General features: G+C 67.3%; 21 protein-coding genes. 10 read left to right on the top strand and 11 right to left on the bottom strand.

The genetic code is table 11. The annotated features are described in order from the left end of the window. The first annotated feature begins 70 nt into the window (after positions 1-70). Positions 71-1,474 (top strand): metallophosphoesterase family protein, encoded by a 1,404-nt coding sequence (locus PIJ50_RS03150; RefSeq protein ID WP_271972601.1) that lies wholly within the window; start codon positions 71-73, stop codon positions 1,472-1,474. Here PIJ50_RS03150 and PIJ50_RS03145 read toward each other — a convergent pair. Beyond that, positions 1,456-2,145, bottom strand: coding sequence for a fumarylacetoacetate hydrolase family protein (locus tag PIJ50_RS03145; RefSeq protein WP_271972599.1), 690 nt, complete (start codon positions 2,143-2,145; stop codon positions 1,456-1,458). The genes PIJ50_RS03150 and PIJ50_RS03145 overlap by 19 nt on opposite strands. Before the next feature lie 53 nt (positions 2,146-2,198). Then, positions 2,199-2,852, bottom strand: coding sequence for a peroxiredoxin (locus PIJ50_RS03140; protein WP_271972597.1), 654 nt, complete (start codon positions 2,850-2,852; stop codon positions 2,199-2,201). 149 nt (positions 2,853-3,001) lie between these two features. Between PIJ50_RS03140 and PIJ50_RS03135 the strand changes: the two genes are divergently transcribed. Beyond that, on the top strand, positions 3,002-3,793 hold the full coding sequence (locus PIJ50_RS03135) for an alpha/beta fold hydrolase (protein ID WP_271972595.1): 792 nt from the start codon (positions 3,002-3,004) through the stop codon (positions 3,791-3,793). Here the strand turns inward: PIJ50_RS03135 and PIJ50_RS03130 are convergent. Genes PIJ50_RS03130 through pncA form a run of 3 tightly spaced genes read right to left on the bottom strand, consistent with a single transcriptional unit; the run spans position 3,687 to position 6,097 of the window. Beyond that, positions 3,687-4,208 (bottom strand): RNA pyrophosphohydrolase, encoded by a 522-nt coding sequence (locus PIJ50_RS03130; protein ID WP_271972593.1) that lies wholly within the window; start codon positions 4,206-4,208, stop codon positions 3,687-3,689. The two genes, PIJ50_RS03135 and PIJ50_RS03130, sit on opposite strands and share 107 nt — an antisense overlap. Before the next feature lie 2 nt (positions 4,209-4,210). Continuing rightward, complete coding sequence (pncB, locus tag PIJ50_RS03125) at positions 4,211-5,503, bottom strand: nicotinate phosphoribosyltransferase (protein WP_271972591.1); 1,293 nt, start codon at positions 5,501-5,503, stop codon at positions 4,211-4,213. Next, positions 5,504-6,097: a bifunctional nicotinamidase/pyrazinamidase gene (gene pncA / locus PIJ50_RS03120; protein WP_271972589.1), complete on the bottom strand. Its 594-nt coding sequence runs from the start codon at positions 6,095-6,097 to the stop codon at positions 5,504-5,506. Between the two features lie 114 nt (positions 6,098-6,211). Here pncA and trhO point away from each other — a divergent pair, with 114 nt between their 5' ends. From trhO to PIJ50_RS03100, 4 genes are read left to right on the top strand one after another with little or no spacing between them, the layout of a single operon-like run. Beyond that, positions 6,212-7,078: an oxygen-dependent tRNA uridine(34) hydroxylase TrhO gene (gene trhO / locus PIJ50_RS03115; RefSeq protein ID WP_271972941.1), complete on the top strand. Its 867-nt coding sequence runs from the start codon at positions 6,212-6,214 to the stop codon at positions 7,076-7,078. Between the two features lie 56 nt (positions 7,079-7,134). Next, positions 7,135-8,643, top strand: a complete 1,509-nt coding sequence (gene gpmI / locus PIJ50_RS03110; protein ID WP_271972587.1) for a 2,3-bisphosphoglycerate-independent phosphoglycerate mutase — start codon at positions 7,135-7,137, stop codon at positions 8,641-8,643. Next, positions 8,640-9,764 (top strand): murein hydrolase activator EnvC family protein, encoded by a 1,125-nt coding sequence (locus PIJ50_RS03105; protein ID WP_271972586.1) that lies wholly within the window; start codon positions 8,640-8,642, stop codon positions 9,762-9,764. Before gpmI ends, PIJ50_RS03105 begins: the two co-directional genes overlap by 4 nt. A gap of 8 nt (positions 9,765-9,772) precedes the next feature. Then, entirely contained in the window at positions 9,773-11,119 is a 1,347-nt protein-coding gene (locus PIJ50_RS03100; protein WP_271972584.1) for a S41 family peptidase, read from the top strand. Between the two features lie 30 nt (positions 11,120-11,149). Here the strand turns inward: PIJ50_RS03100 and arfB are convergent, their stop codons facing one another. The 5 genes from arfB to PIJ50_RS03075 form a co-directional block, all read right to left on the bottom strand. After that, positions 11,150-11,575: an alternative ribosome rescue aminoacyl-tRNA hydrolase ArfB gene (gene arfB, locus PIJ50_RS03095; protein ID WP_271972582.1), complete on the bottom strand. Its 426-nt coding sequence runs from the start codon at positions 11,573-11,575 to the stop codon at positions 11,150-11,152. Positions 11,576-11,814: 239 nt separating this feature from the next. After that, positions 11,815-12,441 (bottom strand): queuosine precursor transporter, encoded by a 627-nt coding sequence (locus PIJ50_RS03090; RefSeq protein ID WP_271972580.1) that lies wholly within the window; start codon positions 12,439-12,441, stop codon positions 11,815-11,817. Positions 12,442-12,505: 64 nt separating this feature from the next. Beyond that, the gene (locus PIJ50_RS03085; protein WP_271972579.1) at positions 12,506-13,369 is read right to left on the bottom strand and encodes an esterase-like activity of phytase family protein; all 864 of its coding nucleotides are present in this window, start codon (positions 13,367-13,369) and stop codon (positions 12,506-12,508) included. Then, positions 13,342-14,205: a penicillin-insensitive murein endopeptidase gene (mepA, locus tag PIJ50_RS03080; protein ID WP_271972577.1), complete on the bottom strand. Its 864-nt coding sequence runs from the start codon at positions 14,203-14,205 to the stop codon at positions 13,342-13,344. The genes PIJ50_RS03085 and mepA overlap by 28 nt, the downstream gene beginning before the upstream one ends. Then, positions 14,202-15,518: an MFS transporter gene (locus PIJ50_RS03075; RefSeq protein ID WP_271972575.1), complete on the bottom strand. Its 1,317-nt coding sequence runs from the start codon at positions 15,516-15,518 to the stop codon at positions 14,202-14,204. Before PIJ50_RS03075 ends, mepA begins: the two co-directional genes overlap by 4 nt. A gap of 118 nt (positions 15,519-15,636) precedes the next feature. On the opposite strand from PIJ50_RS03075, the gene PIJ50_RS03070 reads away from it, so the two are divergent. The 4 genes from PIJ50_RS03070 to cysN all read left to right on the top strand — a co-directional run bounded on the left by PIJ50_RS03070 (position 15,637) and on the right by cysN (position 20,954). Beyond that, entirely contained in the window at positions 15,637-15,924 is a 288-nt protein-coding gene (locus PIJ50_RS03070; protein ID WP_271972573.1) for a YggT family protein, read from the top strand. Then, positions 15,924-17,960 carry a DNA helicase RecQ gene (gene recQ, locus PIJ50_RS03065; RefSeq protein ID WP_271972571.1) on the top strand — a complete coding sequence of 679 codons (2,037 nt, stop codon included), beginning with the start codon at positions 15,924-15,926 and terminating at the stop codon, positions 17,958-17,960. The genes PIJ50_RS03070 and recQ overlap by 1 nt, the downstream gene beginning before the upstream one ends. A gap of 151 nt (positions 17,961-18,111) precedes the next feature. Beyond that, positions 18,112-19,041 carry a sulfate adenylyltransferase subunit CysD gene (gene cysD / locus PIJ50_RS03060; protein WP_271972570.1) on the top strand — a complete coding sequence of 310 codons (930 nt, stop codon included), beginning with the start codon at positions 18,112-18,114 and terminating at the stop codon, positions 19,039-19,041. Continuing rightward, the gene (gene cysN, locus PIJ50_RS03055; protein ID WP_271972568.1) at positions 19,041-20,954 is read left to right on the top strand and encodes a sulfate adenylyltransferase subunit CysN; all 1,914 of its coding nucleotides are present in this window, start codon (positions 19,041-19,043) and stop codon (positions 20,952-20,954) included. The genes cysD and cysN overlap by 1 nt, the downstream gene beginning before the upstream one ends. 68 nt (positions 20,955-21,022) lie before the next feature. On the opposite strand, the gene PIJ50_RS03050 is transcribed toward cysN, so the two are convergent. Further along, positions 21,023-22,351 carry an MFS transporter gene (locus PIJ50_RS03050; protein ID WP_271972566.1) on the bottom strand — a complete coding sequence of 443 codons (1,329 nt, stop codon included), beginning with the start codon at positions 22,349-22,351 and terminating at the stop codon, positions 21,023-21,025. Between the last annotated feature and the right edge of the window lie 67 nt (positions 22,352-22,418).

Here is a 22,418-nt window from a genome sequence, read left to right as displayed (position 1 = left end):
CTTTGCCGTCCGACCGCAAGGAAGTGGTGGCTGTCATCGGCCCGTTACACCGTTGTCGTAAGGCCGCGCCATGACCCGAACCTCGCCCGATCCCCATCGGCACCGCATCGGCCTTCTGGCCGATCCGCACGTGCACGCGACCCGCCTTCCGGGCGTCGACGGCCCCGCCCTGCGGCCGGTGGAGGAGGTCATGGCTTCCACCCGCGTTTACAACGAAAGCGTGCCCGCCTTTCGCGCCGCGCTGGAGGGGATGGAGGCGCGGGACGTGTCGCTGGTCCTGCTCTTGGGCGACCTGACCGATGACGGGCAGGAAACGGACCTGCGCACCGCCCGCGCCATCCTGGCCGAGCATGAGGCCCGTGGCATGCGGTTCCTGATGGTGCCCGGCAATCACGACATGTTCGGGATGAAGGGCCGGCACCTGACGCAGGGCTACGTGATCGACGGCCGCGTGCAGCGCCGGTCCAGCCAGCCCGCGGCGGGGGAGGTGCACGATCCCGGCATGCGCGCGCTGGGCTATCCCGAAGCGCTGGCCCTGCTGCCCGGTCTGGGCTTCACCCCCGATCCGAGTGACCTGCACTGGGAAAGCCCCTTCGGCACCGCCGACTGGGCCGGGCGCATCTATGGCCCGAACGGCCAGATCGACGCGAGCTATCTGGTGGAGCCGGTGGAGGGCGTCTGGATCCTGTCGCTGGACGCCAACCATTTCGTACCGGGCGCGGCCAGGGGATCGATCGAGGGGTTGGCGGATCCGAACCATCAGGGCTGGGCAGCCGTCCTGCGCGACCGGCCCTATCTGCTGGCGTGGATGACCGATGTGGCCACGCGGGCGCGCGACGGGGGCAAGCGGCTGATCGCGATGTCGCATTATCCCATGCTGGAACCCGCAGACCGCGCGCTGGCGCTGGACCTGCCGCTGCGGGGCGGGGCGCCCGACGCCCAGCGCGACGCCGTGGCCGAGGCTTTGCGTGGGACCGGCATCGGCCGCGTGGTGACCGCGCATTACCATGTGAACGCCGATGTCTGGCTGGGCGGGCCGGACGGGCGGGTGCTGGCCAATCACGCGGTGCCCTCGCCCGTCACCTGGCCCGGCGCCTATCGCACGCTGGGGCCGGAAGGGCTGGTCACGCATCCAGTGCGCCCGTTCCCCTATGCCGAGGGCGATCCCTATGCCGGCACCCTGCCGCTGGACGATTACGGCGCCTTCCTGAAGGCGCATTACGAGGCGCAGATGGCGTGGCGCTATTACGGCCCCGAATGGCCCGAGGCGGCCCTGAAGGGGTTGGAGACGGCCCGCATCGCCGGCATCGACCTGCCGGCGCGGCAGGTGTCGGACGACTGGTATCACCTGCGCAAGGGCGCCCCCATCCCCGAGGAGCGGCTGCGCCTGTATCGCCGCCTGTCGCCCGACCCGCTGACGGCGCTGACGCGCCGTCTGACGGCCTTCGTGCAGGGTTATTCCGCCGCCGAATAGGTGACGGTCACGCCCTCCAGCCCGTCCACGCCGCCTTCGACCTTGCTGCCGTCCACGACCGCGCCGATGCCCGCGGGTGTGCCGGTCATGATCAGGTCGCCCGGCTGCAGGTGATAGAACTTCGACAGGTAGACCAGAACCTCCACCGGGCCGCGCACCATGTCCGACACCTTGCCGTCCTGCCGCATCTCTCCGTTCAAGGTCAGCCAGATGCGCTGGTCGGCCAGGGTGAAGCCGTCGGCCTTGGTGATGGGGCCCAGCACCGCCGACTGTTCGAAGTTCTTGGCGAAGTCCCACGGGCGGCCCTTCTTCTTGGCCACGGCCTGAAGATCCCGCCGCGTCATGTCGAGGCCGACGCCATAGCCGTAGATGGCGGCCTGCGCCCCCTCGGCGGTCGCGCGGAACAGGGGGGCTCCCAGTGCGACCACCAGTTCGATTTCGTAATGCAGGTTCTCGGTGCCGGGGGCGTAGGGCAGGGTGCTGCCGGTCGGAACTAGGGCCTGCGCGTCCTTCAGGAAGAAGAACGGGGCCTCGGTGTCGACGGTCGATCCCACTTCCTTGGCATGGTCGGCGTAGTTCTGGCCCACGCAGAAGATCCGGTGCACCGGATAGGCGTCGGTTTCACCCGCGACGGGCAGGGTGGGATAGGATTTCGTGGGAAACAGGGTCATGTGCGGCTCCTCCGGTCTGTGCCGGAGGAGCCTGCGTCAGCGCGCGGCCGGTTTCAAGGCTGCTTGGCAAAGCGCAGATAGGGCAGCTTGATGTCCAGATCGCCAAAGCGTTCCCGGGCCTGGTCGTCGTTCAGCGACAGGGCCACGATCACGTCCTGCCCCGGCACCCAGTTGGCGGGGGTGGCGATCGGCACGCCGTCCGTGGCCTGCACCGCGTCCAGCGCGCGCAGGATCTCGGCGAAGTTGCGGCCCACGGACATGGGGTAGGAGATGGTCAGCCGCACCTTCTTGTCCGGCCCGATCAGATAGACCGTGCGCACCGTGGCCGTGTGGGCGGGCGTGCGGCCTTCCGTCGGCGCGTAGTATTCGGCCGGCAGCATGTCATAGGCCTTGGACACGGAAAGCGAGGTGTCGTCGATGATCGGGAAGTCGGCGGGGTTGCCGGCCACCGCCTCGATGTCGCGCTTCCACTTCTGGTGTTCGTCCACCGTGTCCACGGACACGCCGATCACCTTGGTGTTGCGCTTGGCGAACTCGGAGGCGAGCTGGGCCACGGCGCCGAACTCGGTCGTGCAGACGGGGGTGAAGTCGCGCGGATGGCTGAAGACGAGGCCATAGCTGTCGCCCAGCCATTCGTGGAACCGGATGGTGCCGGCGGTGGATTCGGCCGTGAAGTCGGGGGCGACATCGTTGATGCGGATCGACATGGGGACTCCTCTTTCTTCGTTCAGGCGGGATCATAGCCGGACGGTTCGGCGCGGAAAGGGAATAGTGTTCCTGTCTTCGGCTTGAATTTCGGGCCGAAGCGGACATCTTGCACCGCTTGGGCGGATGGTGCGAGGGCAGATCGGCGGAAATGGACGGGTCCGAAATCGTTTTTCAGGGAAGCTGCCTGCGCGCCATCGGCACCGCGCTGGATCGTCCGCGGACGCTGGTGACCTTTGATCACCGCGAACGAGGCAAGGCGGACTTTCCGGCCTATCGCTGCGTCAACCGCGCGCTGAACCATGGGATGGGACACCTGTCGATCAGCACCGCCGCAAATGACTGGTTCCTGAACCCGGAAACGGAGATGTTGCGCGCCGCCCTGCGCCGCTTTGCGACCGACCGGACGGTGCGCGCGATCGGCTTTTCGATGGGCGGCTACGGCGCCATGCTGTTCGCGGGGGACTTGCGGCTGGAGCGGATGGTGCTGGTGGCGCCGCAATACTCGATCTTTCCCGAACACTGGCCGCATGATCCCCGCTATGCGCCCTATGCCGTGCCGCTGGACGCAAGGCTGGACCGGATTCCACCCGCGGAAGGAGAGGGTCCGGCCGGCCTCGTCCTCTACGACCCGCGCCTGCAGCCCTTCGACCGCAAGCATGCTGCCGGGGTGTGCCGCCACTTCCCGCGCCTCCGTCCCGTGGCGCTGCCCTTTGGCGGCCACCCCCCGCTGCAGAACTTCGAGCGCGGGGTGGGCTCTGCGCGGATCCTCGGCGCGCTTCTGACGGACCGGCTGACGCCCGCTCTTGTGCGCGGGTTCCACCGCGAGGTGCGGGTCACGTCCGAACGCTACCAGCGCCGCCTGTCGAAGTATCTTGCGGCCCGCGCGGCGCGAGGTGCGGACGGAACGCCGCCACCACCTGTTCGTAGACCTGCCGCTTGAAGGGCACGATGGCCTCGATCATCGGGTCGGCCTCGATCCAGCGCCATTCGGAGAACTCCGGATGCTCGCTCGCGATGTTGACCTGATCGTCGGTGCCGGTGAAGCGGAACAGGAACCACTTCTGCTTCTGCCCGCGATACTTGCCCTTCCAGACCTTGCCCAGCAGTTCGGGGGGCAGGTCGTAGGTCACCCAATCCTCGGTCCGGTCGATCATTTCCACCAGATCGGCGGTGACGCCCGTTTCCTCCCACAGCTCGCGCAGGGCGGCGGGTTCGGGTTCCTCGCCCGGATCGATCCCGCCCTGCGGCATCTGCCAGGCGGGCACGTCGCTGTCGATGCGGCGGCCGGCGAAGATCTCGCCCCGGTCGTTGATCAGCATCACGCCCACGCAGGGGCGGTAGGGGAGGTCGGTCATCGTCAAACCTTCACGTCCATGGCCACCTGTTCGCCCACGCCGAAGACGCGCTTGTACCGCGCGACCTGATCGGCGGGGCCCAGCGCCTTGCTGGGATTGTCCGACAGCTTCACCGTGGGGCGGCCGTCGGCCGACACCGCCTTGCACACAAGGCTGAACGGGTCCAGCGCCCCGTCGGGCACAAGTTCGCGGAAGTCGTTGGTCAGCATGGTGCCCCAGCCGAAGGACACGCGCACCCGGCCCGTGAACTGCGCGTGCAGTTCCGCGATCTTTTCCACGTCCAGCCCGTCCGAGAAGATGATGAGCTTTTCGCGCGGATCCTCGCCCCGGTCCTGCCACCAGCGGATGGCACGCTCCGCCCCGGCCGCGGGATCGCCGGAATCGATTCGGATGCCGGTCCAGGTGGTCAGCCAGTCGGGCGCGCGGGACAGGAAACCCTCGCTGCCGAAGGTGTCGGGCAGCATGACGCGCAGGTTGCCGTCATGCTCCTCGTGCCAGTCGGCCATCACGCGGTAAGGGGCCTGGGCCAGTTCGGCGTCGGTGTCGGCCAGCGCCGCCAGCACCATGGGCAGTTCATGGGCGTTGGTGCCGATGGCCTCCACCTCGCGCCGCATGGCGATCAGGCAGTTGGAGGTGCCGATGAACGATTTGCCCAAGCCTTCGCGCATCGCCTGCACGCACCAGTCCTGCCACAGGAAGGAATGGCGGCGGCGGGTGCCGAAATCCGCGATCAGCAGCCCGTCGATCTTCTTCAGCCGCTCGATCTTTTCCCACAGCTTGGACATGGCGCGGGCGTACAGCACCTGAATCTCGAACCGGCCCATGCGTTCCAGCACGGCGCGGGACCGCAGTTCAACAAGGATCGCCAGCGCCGGGATTTCCCACAGCATCACCTCGGGCCAGGTGCCCTCGAAGGTCAGCTCGTACTGGCCGTCCTTCTTTTCCAGATGATAGGGGGGCAGTTCCAGATTCTCGAACCACTCCATGAAGTCGGGGCTGAACATCTGGCGCTTGCCATAGAAGGTGTTGCCGCGCAGCCAGGTGGATTCGCCCCGCGTCAGGCGCAGGCTGCGGACATGGTCCAGTTGCTGGCGCAGCTCCCCCTCATCGATCAGGTCGCCAAGGCGGACCGTCTTCGTGCGGTTGATCAGGCTGAACTTCACGACCGTTTCGGGGCGATTGCGCAGGATCGACTGGCACATCAGCAGCTTGTAGAAGTCCGTGTCGATCAGCGAACGGACGATCGGGTCGATCTTCCATTTGTGATTGTGCACGCGGGTCGCGATATCGACCATTCAGTCCTCCAGTTCCACCCCGGCGGCGCGCATCCGGCCCGCCGCCTCCTCCAGCGATCCGTTCAGGTCGATGGCGCGGCAGGCGCCCATCGCCACACGGGTCGCAAAGCCCAGTCGTGCCGCGTCCAGCGCGGAAAACGCCACGCAGAAATCGGTGGCAAGACCGGCCAGCGTCACCCGCGTCACGCCGCGGGTCCTCAGATAGCCCTCCAGCCCCGTGGGGGTGGTGCGGTCATTTTCAAAAAAAGCGGAATAGCTGTCGATGGCGGGGCGGAAGCCCTTGCGCAGGATCAGGTCCGCCGCGTCGGTGTTCAGGTCGGGATGGAAATCCGCACCAGCCGTGCCCTGCACGCAATGGTCGGGCCACAGCACCTGCGGGCCATAGGGCATGTCCACGGTGCCGTAAGGCGCCCGCCCGTGATGGGAGGCGAAGCTGGAATGGCCGGCCGGATGCCAGTCCTGCGTCAGCACGCGCACGGGGAACCCTGCCATCATCGCGTTGATGCGGGGAACGACGGCGTCGCCCCCGGTCACGGCCAAGCCGCCGCCGGGGCAGAAGTCGTTCTGCACGTCGATGACGATCAGCGCGTCCATCGGTCCCCTCCTCCCTGAAAGGCCCATGATGGGTAGGGGGCCCTTGCGGTGGCGTCAATGGCAGGTCGTGCGGCGGCCCTTGATTTTCGAAGCGCTTGGGCGCATCTGGCGGCCATGTTTACCATCGCCGCCCTGTATCACTTCACCCGCTTCGCCGATCCCGCCGCCCTGATCGTGCCCCTGCGCGCCGTGGCGGAGGGCGGGGGCGTGCGTGGGTCCCTTCTGATCGCGGGCGAAGGGATCAACGGCACCATCGCCGGCCCCCGCGCGGGCATCGACGCCGTGCTGGCCGCTCTTCGCGCGCTGCCCGGCTGCGCGGATCTGGAGTGGAAGGAAAGCACGGCCGCGCAGATGCCCTTCGACCGCCTGAAGGTCCGCCTGAAGCGCGAGATCGTGACCATGGGCCAGCCCGACGTGGACCCCCGCGCCCGTGTGGGCCATTACGTGGAGGCGAAGGACTGGAACGACTTGATCCGCCAGCCCGACGTCGTGGTCATCGACACCCGCAACGACTATGAGGTGGAGATCGGCACCTTTGAGGGAGCCGTCGATCCGCAGACCACATCCTTCGGCGAATTCCCTGCGTGGTGGGAGGCGAACCGCGACCGCTTCCACAACAAGCGCGTGGCGATGTTCTGCACCGGCGGCATCCGGTGCGAGAAGTCCACGAACTACCTTCTGGGGCAGGGGGTGGAGGACGTGTTCCACCTGAAGGGCGGCATCCTGAAGTATCTGGAGGAGGTGCCGGAGGAGCGCAGCCTGTGGAACGGGGAATGCTATGTCTTCGACAAGCGCGTGTCCGTCACCCACGGTCTGGAACAGGGCCGCTATGGCATGTGCCATGCCTGCGGGCGGCCCGTGGATGCGGACGCGAAGGCCCATCCTGCGTATGAGGAAGGCGTGTCCTGCCCCCGCTGCATCGGCGAATATTCCGATGCGGACCGCGACCGCTTCCGGATGCGGCAACGCCAGCGCGGCTGACGGTTGCGGGGCCTTCGCCCGCACCCTACAACGGGGGCGAACCAAGGAGGCCGTTCATGTCCAAACCCGTCGTTCTGTGCATCCTTGATGGCTGGGGCCTGCGCGAGGAGCGGGAGGCGAACGCCCCCGTGCTGGCGCACACGCCGAACATGGACCGGCTGATGGCCACCTGTCCCCATTCGACGCTGGTGACCTTCGGCCCCGACGTGGGCCTGCCGCGCGGCCAGATGGGCAATTCCGAGGTGGGGCACACCAACATCGGCGCCGGCCGCGTGGTGGCGATGGATCTGGGCCAGATCGACCTCGCGATCGAGGACGGGACCTTCTTCACCAACCCCGCCTTGCTCGCGTTCATCGACAGGCTGAAAACCTCGGGCGGGACGGCGCATCTGATGGGTGTGATCTCGGACGGGGGGGTGCACGGGCACGTGGTGCATGTGCTGGCGGCCTGCCGCGCGGTGGCCGCGCAGGGCGTGCCGGTGGTGCTGCATGCGATCACCGACGGGCGGGACGTGGCCCCGTCCTCGGCCCGGGCGTTCATGGCGCAGGTGCTGGCCGATCTTCCGGCGGGCGTGACGATCGGCACGGTGTCGGGCCGCTATTACGCGATGGACCGCGACACGCGCTGGGAACGCGTGATGCGCGCGTGGCAGGCGATGGTGGACGCGCAGGGCGCAACCGCCCCCACGGCCATGGACGCGATCGACGCGGCCTATGCCCGTGGCGAAACGGACGAGTTCGTGGCCCCCACGGTGATCGACGGCTACACGGGCGCCCGTGACGGCGACGGGGTCTTCTGCCTGAACTTCCGCGCCGACCGGGCGAGGGAGATCCTGTCCGCCCTGGCCGATCCGGCCTTCGACGCGGCCCCCCGCCGCCCCGTGCGCTGGGCGTCGGTGCTGGGGATGGTGGATTATTCCAAGGCGCACGACGCCTTCATGACCACCGCCTATCCCAAGCAGACGCTGGTGAACACGCTGGGCGAATGGGTGGCCGCGCAGGGCAAGACCCAGTTCCGGCTGGCCGAGACGGAGAAGTATCCCCACGTCACCTTCTTCCTGAATGGCGGGCGCGAACAGCCCTTCGCCGCCGAAGACCGCGCCATGCCGAAATCGCCCAAGGTCGCGACCTACGACCTTCAGCCCGAGATGTCGGAGCCGGAGGTGGCCGAACAGCTGGTCGCCGCGATCCGGCACGGCTACGACCTGATCGTGGTCAACTTCGCGAACCCCGACATGGTGGGCCACACGGGCATCCTGTCCGCCGCCATCGCGGCGTGCGAGGCGGTGGACACCGGCCTTGGCCAGGCGCTGGCGGCGCTGGAACAGGCGGGGGGCGCAATGCTGGTCATCGCCGATCATGGAAATTGCGAAACCATGGTCGATCCTGTCACGGGCGGCCCGCACACGGCGCACACGACCAACCTCGTGCCCGCGATCCTGTTCGGGGGGCCGGAAGGGGCGACCTTGCGCGACGGGCGGCTGGCCGACGTGGCCCCCACGCTTTTGCAGCTGATGGGCCTGCCCCAACCGGCCGAGATGACGGGCGAGACCCTGATCGCATGATCCGGCGCGCGGCCCTTCTGCTGTGCCTGATGGCGCCGCCGGCCCTGGCCGAGGATGCCGCCGAACAGGCGCAGGACGCCGCGGCCTCCCTCCGCCAGTCGGTGGAGGATATGCGGGACGCGCAGACCGGCCGGGACCGCGTGGCGGCCCTGACCCGCACCATCGGCGCCTATGAAGCAGGCCTCGCCTCCTTGCGGGAAAGCCTGCGGGGGGTGGCGGCGCGCGAAGCGGTCCTGTCGGCCGAACAGAGGGCGAAGCGGGCCCAGATCTCGCAGTTGCTGGGGGCGCTGGCGCGGATGGAGGGGGATCCAGGCCCCATGCTGCTTTTGCATCCCGGCGGCCCGCTGGCCACGGCCCGCACCGGCATGATCCTTGCGGACGTAACCCCCGCCATGCAGGCCGAGGCGGAAACGCTGAAGGCGCAGCTGACGGAACTGACCACTCTGAAGGCCGTGCAGCAGGCGGCGGTGGAAACGCTGGCGCAGGGTCTGGGCGTGGCGCAGCAGGCCCGCGTGGCGCTGGGGCAGGCCATTTCGGACCGGACCGACCTGCCGCGCCGCTTCACCGACGATCCGGCGGTCCTGCGCGCGCTTCTGGAAAGCTCCGAAACGCTGGACAGCTTTGCCGCGCAGCTGGATCCGGCCGGAATGCCCCCGGGCTTTGATGAGTTGAAGGGCCGCCTTCCTCTTCCGGCGCAGGGCGTCCTGATCCGCCGCGCGAACGAGGCGGACGCCGCGGGCGTGCAGCGGCCGGGCATCATCCTCGCCACGGCCCCCGGCGCGCTGGTGACGGCCCCGGCGGCGGCCACCATCCGCTATCGCGGGCCGCTGACCGACTACGGAAATGTGATGATCCTGGAGCCGGGGGACGGCTATCTGATGGTGATCGCGGGCCTTGAAACAGTGTATGGCCAGGTGGGCGAGGTCGTGCCCGCGGGGGCGGCTTTGGGCTTGATGCCGGGCGGGGATCAGGGTCTGGTGGACTTTCTGGATCAGACTGCCCATCAACAGGGATCTGAACCACAGGATTCAGGACGTACGGAAACGCTGTATCTGGAATTGCGCCAGGGGTCCGGGCCGGTCGATCCGGCCGTCTGGTTCGCCGGGCTTGGGCAAGAATAGGACGAGGTATGAGGAAATATGTTCTGGCCGCCCTGGGCGGCACCGTGGCAGGGGTCTTGGCCACCATGCAGATGGCCGCGCCGCTGATCGCGCAGGAACAGAAGCAGGAGTCCTCGGTCTATGAGCAGCTGGACCTGTTCGGGGACGCGTTCGAGCGGATCCGCAACCAGTATGTCGAAGAGGTCGATTCGAAGAAGCTGATCGAGGCGGCCATCAACGGCATGCTCACCTCCCTGGATCCGCATTCCTCCTTCATGCCGCCGGACGATTTCACCGACATGCAGGTGCAGACGCGCGGCGAGTTCGGGGGCCTTGGCATCGAGGTCACGCAGGAGGACGGGTTCGTCAAGGTCGTGACGCCGATGGACGACACCCCCGCCGCCGCCGCCGGGATCGAGCCGGGCGACTTCATCACGGCCGTGGACGGCGAATCCCTGCAAGGGCTGCCGCTGGACGAGGCGGTGGACAAGATGCGCGGCCCGGTCGGGTCCGAGATCGTGGTCACCATCGTGCGAGAAGGCCGGGCCGAACCGTTCGACGTGTCCATGATGCGCGACACGATCAAGCTGACGGCGGTGCGCACCAGCACCGTGGGCGGCCACACGATCGTGCTGCGGGTGTCCACCTTCAACGACCAGACCTATCCGGGGGTGGAGTCGGAGCTGGCCAAGCGCGTCGAGGAACTGGGCGGCATGGACAATGTCAACGGCATCGTCCTGGATCTGCGCAACAACCCGGGCGGGCTGCTGACGCAGGCGATCAAGGTGTCCGACGCCTTCCTGAACGAAGGGGAGGTCGTGTCCACCCGCGGGCGGAACCCGCAGGACAACGAACGCTACAACGCGACGGCGGGCGACTTGGCGCAGGGCAAGCCGATCGTGGTGCTGATCAACGGCGGGTCGGCCTCGGCCTCGGAAATCGTGGCGGGGGCGCTGCAGGACCACAAGCGCGCCATCGTCGTCGGCACGAAAAGCTTCGGCAAGGGGTCGGTCCAGACGGTCATCCCCGTGCGGGGCGACGGCGGGATGCGCCTGACGACGGCGCGCTACTACACGCCGTCGGGTCGCTCGATCCAGGCGCTGGGCGTGTCGCCCGACATCGTGGTGGACCAGCCGCGCCGCGATCCCGAAACGACGCCGGAGGATGCGGAAACCACGTCCTCCTCCATGCCGATGCGGTCGGAATCGAGCCTGCGGGGCATCCTGTCAAACGACTCGATGACCGAGGAAGAGAAGAAGCAGATGGAAGCCGATCGCGCGCTGGTCGAGGAGACAGCGAAGCTGCGCGAGGAGGATTACCAGCTGGCCTATGCTGTGGACATCCTGCGCGGATTGTCCGTGGTGGAAGGCAAGTGACACAAGGCGGGCGCTTCGGCGCCCGTTTCCTTATCCGTCGTCCTCTGCGATGGTGCCGCGCCCGGCCTTGATCTGGGCGCGGTTCGCTTTTGCCGCCAAGCGCCGACGCTGGCTGCCAAGGGTCGGCTTCGTGGGGATGCGGCGCTTCGGCGCCACCAGCGCCTGCCGGATCAGGTCGGCCAGCCGCTCGCGCGCGATCTCTCGATTGCGGGCTTGGGACCGGGTTTCGTCCACCTGAAGGATCAGCGCGCCTTCCAGCGTCCAGCGCCGTCCGGCCAGCCGTTTCAGCCGCGTCTTCACCGGCGCCGACAGGTGGGGGGAGCGTTCGGCCTCAAACCGCAGTTCCACCGCCGTGGACACCTTGTTCACGTTCTGCCCGCCCGGTCCGGAGGCGCGGACGAAGCTTTCCGACAGTTCCCAGTCGGCGATGGCGATGGTGTCGTTGATGTGCAGCATGGTCGTTCAAATAGAGAAAGGGCCGCCACGGCCGACGACCCTTTCCGAGATCCAAGGAGATGAGCCAGTTAGGAATCACCCCAATCGTCTGGTTCCCTGCAAGGGGGCTGCCCCTAGCCGATGAACCCTCCGACTGTCCCGACACCTCTCTCCAATATCACTCTAGACACTGGATCACCTCCTTTCAAATGTGTTGCCGATACCCTGAAGGTTGGCACAGATGTGGTCGATGTCAACGGTCAAGACACAACAGAAGCCGTCATCCGCCGCACAATCAGCCGGAACGGCAAAAGCGCCACAATCGCGAGCACGATCTTCACGCCCCAGTCGGCGGCCGCCAGCGACATCCACAGCGGCAGGGCAGGGCCGGTGCCCAACAGGGGAACCGCCTCGTTCGCCCAGGCCACGTCGGTGGCGGGATGCAGGACGGTCAGCCAGCCCGAGAAGGCGATGGTGAAGAACAGCAGCGTGTCGAGGGTGGAGCCCAGCAGCGTCGAGATCGCGGGTGCCCGCCACCACGCGGCATTGCGCAGCCGGTCGAACAGGAACACATCCAGCATCTGCGACACGAAGAACGCCGTGGCCGACGCCATGGCCACGCGGAACGACACCAGCGGCCCGAACGCCCCTTCGATCTGCGTGCCCACCAGCGAACAGGCAAGGCCCGTAAGGAAGCCCGCGATCACCACCTTGCGGGCGGCGCGCGCACCATAGACGCGGTTGGTGATGTCGTTGACGAAGAAGGCCAGCGGATAGCTGAATGCCCCCCAAGTCAACCAGTCGCCCAGCACGAACTGGACCAGGATGTTGGAGGCGACGACCGTCGCCGCCATGGCGAAGATCAGGGGGATGAGAGGACGCGACATGGGATGATCCGTTTTGGCAGGGTGGCGGAGAACCTGGAAAGGCCGCGCCTATAGCCCAGAATCCTTAGTCGGGGAAGCGGTATTCCACGAACTCCGTCCGTTCGAACGGCATGAAGTTGTCGTCCGAGATCATGGTCAGCACGACCTCGGCCCCGTCCCGCCAGACCGACAGGCCTTCAAGATTGTCGAACTTGCCGGGGCGGGAGGTCAGAAGCGTCACCTCGCCCCCGCCGGTCAGGTCGAAGCGGCGGACGCGGCTGGAAAAGCCGAAGCCGAAGAAGGCCCGTTCCAGGATGTAGAGGTGATCCTCGAACACGTCGGCGTCCGCCACGCGGAAGATGCCGCGTTCGTGGATCGCGAAGTCGCGCCGCCAAGTGCCGTGCAGGCGCCAGACGGTGAAGGTGCCGTTGTTCGGCGCCTCGGGGATGGTCAGAAGGTCGGGGCCGTCGAAGGCCAGCGATTCGAGGCCCGCGTTGAAGGGCAGGGTCTGGAAGGGTGCATCGTCGATCACGGTGGGAACACCGCCGATGGTGGGATAATGGCGCAGGCCCGTCCGCTGTTCGAAGGTGACCACGAGGCCGCCATCGGGGGCGAAGGTGAACCCCTCGCTGTCGGATTCCGCCCGGGCCACGGGATCGCCCTTCGTGTTGCGCAGCGCGGTCAGGGGGCCGGCCGTCACCCCCGTGATGCGGGCGCCGTCGCGGATCAGCGTGCCCTGCAGCCAGTCGCCCTTGTCGGTGATGGTGGTGAAGCCCCGCCCGTCCGGGTCCATCCGCAACGAGGAGAAGCCCCCGAAGCGCGGATCGTCCATGTGCCAGCGGAAGGTGGCCGCGTGCTGCCCCCCGGCCGGAAGTTGCCACGATCCGACGGCCGCCAGCACGACCAGCAGCGGAAGCGCGATCAGCGTGCGCGCAAGACGGCGGAGCATTGGGCCGGAAGGTCAGACAAGGCAAAGGCACGCGGATGGGTGCGGGCGGGGGCGGAGGGCTCCGCCGACGGCCGATCCTCCAGCCAAGCGGCCAGCGAGGCGTCGCACCCGCTTCCGCCCTGCGACAGTTCGGCGACCGAGGGGGTTTGCGGCGTGCAGGTGCGGCTGCCGGCGGGGCAGCGCAGGCGGATGTGCATGTGTTCGTCATGCCCGGGGGCGGGGCGGATCTTCTGCAGCCACGCCGTGTCGGCGGGCGTGGCGGTGCGGCACATCTCGGCCTTGATCGCCGCGTTCAGGAAGATGCGGTCCACCCGCGGGTCCATCGCGGCCGACTGCACCAGCGCGCGGTGGCGCGGCGTCCAGTAGGCGTTGACCGTGCGCCTGTCGCGCAGGACGGAGATAAAGGGCAGATCCTCGCGCGCGGCGGGGGACAGGCGCAGGGTTTCGGGCATCCGCAGCCAGATGTCGGCATCAAGGCCCGTCTGGTGGCTGGCATGGCCCGAGGGGGCGGGGCCGCCGCGCGGCTGCGCGATGTCGCCGATGTACAGCCCGGCCCAGCCCATCTTCGTGGCCGCGACCGAGAGTTGCTGGAGAAAGGCCACCATCTGAGGCTGGCCCCAGTTGCGGTTGCGCGACAGGCGCATGGCCTGCCAGGTCGGGCCGGTTTCGGGCAGGGGCACAAGGCCGGTGGCGCAGCCGCGGCTGTAGAAGCCGATGGCCTGCGCGGCCCCGCCCGTGGGCGCCTCCATCCCCCCGAACAGCGAGGAGGCCGGGGTTTCGGCCCCTGCGGGAAGGGCCAGCGCAAGGCCCAGGGCCACGGCAAGGGATCGGATCATGTTCGGGGCCTGCGGGTCATGTCGGCCCAGCATAGCAGCCCCAGCCCCGCAAGGAAGAGCGCGATGACCGGCAGCACCCCGATCCGCTGGGATCCGCTGATCTGCGTGGCGATCCCGATGGCCAGCGGCGCCAGAAAGGCCGTGGCCTTGCCGGACAGGGCGTAAAGGCCGAACGCCTCGGTCATGCGGGCGGGGTCGGCGCGGTCGATCAGGGCGGTGCGGCTGGCGGCCTGAAGCGCGCCGCCCGCCGCCCCGATGACGGCCCCCACGGCATAGAAGGCAAGGGTGGGGGCCAAAGGCGGCACAGGCCGGCCGAAGATGCGGAAAGGGCCGATGCCCGCCACGACCAGCGCGCACCCCACCAGCACGAGCAGCGTCGCGACGATCACCGGGCGCGGACCAAGGCGGCTGTCTATCCGCCCCCCAGCCCAGGCCCCCAGCGCCCCGGTGATCGCGGCCAGGATGCCGAAGATCCCCACGTCGCGCACCTGCCAGCCCAGCACCCCCACGGCATAGATTCCGCCAAAGGCGTAGATGCCGTTCAGCGCGTCGCGATACAGCATCGAGGCGCCGAGGAACCCGGCCAGCGGGCGGTTCTGCGGCAGGCGGCGCAGGCTGGCCTTCAGGTCGGGCCAGGCCTGCCGCAGGGCGTGGCGGACGCCGTCCGGGCCTGCGGGGGGCATGGGCACGAAGGCGAAGACGGGCAGGATGAACAGAAGATACCACAGCGCGGTGAAGGGGCCGACCGCGCGCGTCCCCTCGGCCGTCGCGGGATCCAGTCCGAAGGCGGGGGCGAGGCCGATCAGGGTCGTGCCCTTCGGCCCTTCCTGCAGGAACAGCAGGACAAGGATCAGCGCCAGCACCCCGCCGGCATAGCCGAAGGCCCAGCCCGATCCGGAAAGGCGGCCCAGATCCCCGCGTGCCGCCAGCTTCGGCATCAGCGCGTTGGTGAAGCTGGTGGCGTATTCCATGCCGATCAGGCCCAGCACGAAGCAGCTGATCGTCCACAACACGCGCGGCTGGCCCGGCTCGGCCCACCACAGGCCGAACGCACCCAGCACGTACATGGCCGAAAAGATCAGCAGGAACCGCCGGTGCCCGCCCGCCCGGTCCGCCACCGCGCCCAGAAGGGGGGAACCGAGGGCAATCAGCAGGCCCGCCGCCGCAAGCCCGTAGCCCCAGACCGTCTGCGCCGCCGTCCCGTCACCCATGATCCGCGCCATGTAGGGGGCGAAGATGAAGGTCGTCAGCAGGGTGGCATAAGGCTGGCTGGCCCAGTCAAAGAAATACCAGCCCCAGATCGTCCTGCGCATCGCCGCCCCCACCATTGGCCGCATGAAGCGCGAAAGAGGGGGGTGTGGCAAGTCGGGATGTTGTGCCGGGGCACGGGATTGCTTACCTCTGGGCCAACAGTTCCTTACAGGCCGGCCCATGGTATCCCTGCTCCAGATCCTTCTCCTGATCCTCAGCGTCGTGCAGTTCATCATCCTTGCCCATGTGATCATGAGCTGGCTGATCAATTTCGGCGTGCTGAACCTGCGCCAGCCCGTGGTCTACCAGATCTGGGAAGGCCTGAACCGCCTTCTGGAACCGGTCTATGGCCGCATCCGCCGCATCCTGCCGTCGATGGGTGGCCTGGATCTGGCGCCGCTGATCGCGCTGCTCGCGGTCTACGCCCTGCGCATCGTCATCACGAACAACGCAGGCTACCTCATCTGATGCCCACCCCCGCGACGCTGCTGCGCGAGGTCTTCGGCTTCGACGACTTCCGCCCCGGCCAGGCCGAGATCGTGGAGGCGGTCACGGAAGGCCGCAACACGCTGGCCATCATGCCGACGGGCGGCGGCAAGTCGCTGTGCTATCAGCTTCCGGCGCTGAGCCGGGAGGGCGTGACGGTCGTCATCTCCCCCCTGATCGCGTTGATGCGGGACCAGGTGCGCAGCTTGCGCGAGGTGGGGGTGGAGGCCGGGGCGCTCACCTCCGCCAACACGGAATCCGAGAATGAGGAGGTGTTCTCCGCGCTGGATCAGGGGCGGCTGAAGCTTCTTTACATGGCGCCGGAACGGCTGGGCGTGGCCGAAGGGATGCTGCGGCGCGTGGGCGTCAACCTGATCGCGGTGGACGAGGCGCATTGCGTCAGCCAGTGGGGCCACGATTTCCGCCCGGATTACCTGCGGATCGGGGCGCTGCGCCGGTCGCTGAACGTGCCCTTGGCGGCGTTCACCGCCACCGCCGACGCCGAAACGCAGGCCGAGATCGTGGAACGGCTGTTCGGCGGCGAACAGCCCGCGACCTTCCTGCGCGGCTTCGACCGGCCGAACATCCATCTGGCCTTTGCCGTGAAGGACAGCCCCCGCAAGCAGATCCTGGACTGGGCCAGCCGCCGGAAAGGCCTGTCGGGCATCGTCTATACCGCCACCCGCGCCAAGACCGAAACGCTGTCGAAGGCGCTGGAGGAGGCGGGCCACACCGCCGCCCATTACCACGGCGGCATGGAACCCGAAGAACGCCGCATGGTGGAAACCCGGTTCCAGCGCGAGGACGGGCTGATCGTGGTGGCCACGGTGGCCTTCGGCATGGGGATCGACAAGCCCGACATCCGATGGGTCGCCCATGCGGATCTGCCGAAGACGATTGAGGGGTATTATCAGGAGATCGGTCGCGGCGGTCGGGACGGGTTGCCCGCGGAAACGCTAACCCTTTACGGCCCCGACGACATCCGCCTGCGCCGCAGCCAGATCGACGAAAGCGTGGCCCCGCCCGAACGGAAAGCCGCCGACCACGCCCGCCTGAACGCGCTTCTGGGGCTGGCCGAGGCAATGACCTGCCGCCGCCAGAACCTCCTGCGCTATTTCGGCGAAACGTCGGAGCCCTGCGGCAATTGCGACATCTGCGACCGCCCGGTGGACACGTTCGACGCGACCGAGGCCGTGCGCAAGGCGTTGTCGGCGATCCTGAGGACCGGCGAATGGTTCGGGTCGGGCCACCTGATCGACATCCTGACGGGCAATCGCACCGCCAAGGTGGCCGAGCGCAAGCATGACGAGTTGCCGACCTTCGCCGTGGGCAAGGATCTGTCAAAGGGGGCATGGGGCGCCGTCTTCCGCCAGATGATGGGGCGCGACCTTGTCCGCCCCGATCCCGAACGCCATGGCGCGCTGCGGATGACGGACGACGCCCTGCCCATCCTGAAAGGCGAACAGCCGATCACCCTGCGCCGCGACACGATCGACAAGGCCGTGACCCGCAACGCCGTCAAGACGCTGGTCAGTGACGAGGCAGCGCCCCTGATGTCCGCCCTGAAGGCCAAGCGCCGCGCGCTGGCCGAGGCGCAGAACGTGCCCGCCTATGTCATCTTCACCGACCGCACTCTGGCCGAGATGGCGGAAACCCGGCCCGCGACCCTGGACGACATGGCGCGAATCACCGGCGTGGGGGCGCGGAAGCTGGACAGCTATGGCGAGGTGTTCCTGCAGGTGATCAACGGCGCGGTGGAGCCGATGCACCCGCAGCGCCGCCGTCTAGCCGGCCGCGACGCCGGCACCTTGTATGATCGCCTCGCCGAGGAGCACCTGCGCCTGATGCGCGGCGAGGACGGGACGGCCAAGCCGATGAGCCTGTCGACCACAACCCTGAGGCGTATCGCCGAACGCCGTCCCGCGACATTGGCCGAGCTGGACCGGGCGGGCGATCTGGGCGAGGCGCGGCTGGAACGGTTCGGCCCGGCCTTTCTGGCCGTGCTGGAAGACGGCTGAGGAAGAACGTCGTTCCATCCCCGGCGGTACGCGCGCCGGCGACGTTCCGCCGGAAGCCGTCAACGCGAACCTTGGATTTTTTTCGCATTGATACCTTTCGGTTGCGTTAAGGGCGTGGCACGACAAGGATACGCACACTTGCACCCCAGACTTGTCCGAGAAGGCGACCATGGCACTCGATGACCGGCAACTGACCCATCTGCAGCGGCTTGAAGCCGAAAGCATCCAGATCATGCGCGAGGTCGTGTCGACCGCGACCAATCCGGTGATGCTGTATTCCGTAGGCAAGGATTCGGCCTGCATGCTGCACCTGGCCAAGAAGGCCTTCTACCCCTCGCCCCCACCGTTCCCGCTGCTGCATGTGGACACGACCTGGAAGTTCCAGGCCATGTACAAGCTGCGCGACAAGGCGGCGGCGGACGCCGGAATGCAGCTTCTGGTGCACCACAACCCCGAGGCGATGGAAAAGGGGATCAACCCCTTCGACCATGGATCCTTGCACACCGACATGTGGAAGACCGACGGGCTGAAACAGGCGCTGAGCCATTACGGCTTCGACGCGGCCTTCGGCGGCGCCCGCCGCGATGAGGAGAAGTCCCGCGCCAAGGAGCGTGTCTTCTCGTTCCGGTCGGCCAACCACCGCTGGGACCCGAAGAACCAGCGCCCGGAACTGTGGAGCCAGTACAACGCCCGCAAGGCCAAGGGCGAATCGATCCGTGTCTTCCCGCTGTCGAACTGGACCGAGCTGGACATCTGGCAGTACATCCAGCTGGAAGGGATCGAGATCGTTCCCCTGTACTTCTCGGCCCCGCGGCCTGTTGTGGAACGCGATGGCCTGCTGATCATGGTGGACGACGACCGCTTCCCCCTGCGCGACGGGGAGGAGCCGGAGATGCGGTCCATCCGTTTCCGCACGCTGGGCTGCTATCCCCTGACGGGCGCGGTGGAATCGGAAGCGGCGACGCTGTCCGAGGTCATTCAGGAAATGCTGCTGACCACCACCTCGGAACGGCAGGGCCGCGCGATCGACCATGACAGCGCCGCCTCGATGGAGAAGAAGAAGCAGGAAGGGTATTTCTGATGTCGGTCGCCGAGACGCAAGAATACAAGGTCGACGCGCTGATCGCGGAAGACATCGACGCCTATCTGTCCAAGCACCAGCACAAGACGATGCTGCGCTTCATCACCTGCGGGTCGGTGGATGACGGCAAGTCCACGCTGATCGGCCGCCTGCTCTACGACAGCAAGATGATCTTTGAGGATCAGCTGGCCACGCTGTCCAAGGATTCGAAGGCCGTCGGCACCCAAGGCCAAGACATCGACTTCGCCCTTCTGGTGGACGGCCTCGCGGCCGAGCGGGAGCAGGGCATCACCATCGACGTGGCCTATCGCTTCTTCGCCACGGACAAGCGCAAGTTCATCGTGGCCGACACGCCCGGCCACGAACAGTACACGCGCAACATGGTCACGGGCGCGTCGACCGCCGATCTGGCCGTGATCCTGATCGACGCGCGGCAGGGCATCCTGACGCAGACGCGTCGTCACAGCTACATCGTGAACCTGCTGGGCATCCCGAACGTGGTGCTGGCGGTGAACAAGATGGATCTGGTCGGCTATTCGCAGGAACGGTTCGATCAGATCGTGGCCGATTACCGCGAATTCGCGACCTCCATCGGGATCAAGGACTTCACGGCGATCCCGATCTCGGGCCTGAAGGGCGACAACATCGTCGACCGCTCCAGCGGCATGGACTGGTACACCGGCCCGACGTTGATGGCCCATCTGGAGGAGGTGCCGCTGTCGGACCGCAGCGCGCTGCAGCGCCCGTTCCGGATGCCGGTGCAATGGGTGAACCGCCCGAACCTCGACTTCCGGGGCTTTTCCGGCACCATCTCCTCGGGCGAGGTGAAGCCGGGGGACGCGGTGCGGGTCGTGCCGTCGGGCAAGACCTCCACCGTGAAGTCGGTCGTGACCTTTGACGGCGATCTAGACCGTGCGGTGGCGGGGCAGGCGGTGACGCTGACCTTCAACGACGAGATCGACTGTTCGCGCGGCAACGTCATCGCGGCGGCCGACAACCCGCCCGAGGTGGCCGACCAGTTTGAAACCACGCTGATCTGGATGGACGAGGCGGAGATGCTGCCCGGCCGTCCCTACATCCTGCAGCTGGGCACGCAATCCGTGACCGCCACGATCACCGAGCCGAAATACGAGGTGAACGTCAACACGGCCGAGCAGCTGCCCTCGCGCACGCTGAAGCTGAACGCGATCGGGGTGTGCAACATCTCCACCGACCGGCCGCTGGTCTTCGAAAGCTACGACGACGACCGCACGATGGGCGGGTTCATCCTGATCGACCGGATGACCAACGCCACCGTGGCGGCGGGCCTGATCCACTTCGCCCTGCGCCGGTCGCAGAACATCCACTGGCAGGCCGTGGACATCGACCGCGAGGCGCACGCCCAGCAGAAGGGCCAGAAGGCCCGGGTCGTGTGGTTCACGGGCCTCTCGGGTTCGGGCAAGTCGACCATCGCCAACCTGGTGGAAAAGAAGCTGCACTCGATGGGCCGGCATTCGTTCCTGCTGGACGGGGACAACGTGCGCCACGGGCTGAACCGCGACTTGGGCTTCACCGACGCAGACCGGGTGGAGAACATCCGCCGCGTGGGCGAGGTGGCGCGCCTGATGACGGATGCGGGCCTGATCGTGCTGACCGCCTTTATCAGCCCCTTCCGGGCCGAACGCCAGATGGTCCGTGACCTGATGGCCGAAGGCGAGTTCGTCGAGGTCTTCGTGAACACGCCGCTGGACGTGGCCGAAAGCCGCGACGTGAAGGGCCTTTACAAGAAGGCGCGGGCCGGACAGCTGAAGAACTTCACCGGCATCGACAGCCCGTATGAGGAACCGGACGACGCCGAAGTCACCGTCAATACGGCGGAGATGACGGCCGAGGAAGCGGCCGAGATGATCGTGGATCACCTGCTGCGCACCTGAGGCGCAGCAGCCCTAACGAATACAAAAGCCCCGCCGAGGCGGGGCTTTTTCCTTTGGAAGGGGAGGGGTCAGTGACGACCCATCTCCGAGCTCATGCGGTTCAGGCGCAGGGCGAACAGCGTGCAGATCGCGCCCGACAGCAGGTAGGCGCCCGCGGCCCAGATGCCCAGCGTGGCCGTCAGGTAGAGCGCGACCAGCGGCGCAAAGCCAGCACCCGCGACCCAGGCCAGATCCGACGTGATGGCCGAGGCGGAGTAGCGGTATTGCGGACCGAAGCTGGAAGCGACGGCGCCCGAGGACTGTCCGAAGCTGAGGCCCAGCAGGATGAAGCCCAGAACGACGTAGAGCGTCTGGCCGGCACCGCCCATAGACAGAAGGACCGGTCCGACCACGGCGAAGATGGCGATGCCGATCGTGCTCCAGGTCAGCAGGGTGCGGCGACCGATGCGGTCCGACAGGACGCCCGAGGCGATGGTGGAGAAGAGGCCCACAAAGGCGCCGAGGAGCAGCGTGCTCAGGAAGCCGACCGGGCTGTTGTCCGTGAACAGGTACACATAGGCCAGCGGGAACACCGTCATCATGTGGAACAGCGCAAAGCTGGCCAGCGGCACCAGAACGCCCGCAAAGATGTTGCGGCCCTGGTTGCCGAAGGTTTCACGATAGCCGCGGGGCGCCAGTTCCGCCTTCTTGAACATCTCCTCGTATTCCGGCGTCACGACCAGACGCACGCGCGAGAAGAGGGCCACGACGTTGATCGCGAAGGCCACGAAGAAGGGATAGCGCCAGCCCCAGTCGAGGAAGTCGGTCTGCGACACGCTCATGACCAGGTAGACGAACAGACCGGCGGCCACGATCAGCGCGATCGGAACGCCCAGCTGCGGGATCATCGCGTACCAGCCGCGCTTTTTCTCCGGCGCGCTCAGCGCCAGAAGCGAGGCGAGGCCGTCCCATGCGCCACCCAGTGCGAAGCCCTGCGCCAGACGCAGGATGCACAGGATGATGATCGCCCAGCTGCCCAGAACCTCATAGGTGGGAATGAGGCCGATCGCCACGGTGGAGGTGCCCAGCATGAACAGGGCCGATGTCAGCTTGGCGCTGCGGCCGTAGTTGCGGTCCACCCACATGAAGAAGGCCGAGCCGAAGGGACGCGCGACGAAAGCCAGCGCCAGGATCGCGAAGGCATAGAGCGTGCCCGTCAGCGGATCGGCAAAGGGGAACAGGCGGGCCGGGAAGACCAGAACGCAGGCGATCGAGAACACGAGGAAATCGAAGAACTCGGCCGACCGCCCAATGATGACGCCGATGGACATCTCGCCGGGGTCGGCCTCGTGTCCGTGGCCTTGGTCGTGCAGGCGGCGCGCGTCCTGCTCCGCCGTGATTGATGCAGGGGTGCTCACGTCCTCAACTCCGTTGTATAGGTTGGTATGCTCTGTGCCTTTTTCGAAGTAGACTTTGGATTGGGCA

The sequence above is a fragment of the Falsirhodobacter sp. 20TX0035 genome, assembly GCF_028307215.1.
Taxonomy (GTDB): domain Bacteria; phylum Pseudomonadota; class Alphaproteobacteria; order Rhodobacterales; family Rhodobacteraceae; genus Falsirhodobacter.
The sequence above is the reverse complement of the archived record's forward strand: the minus strand, read 5'-3'. Positions and strand labels throughout refer to the sequence as shown.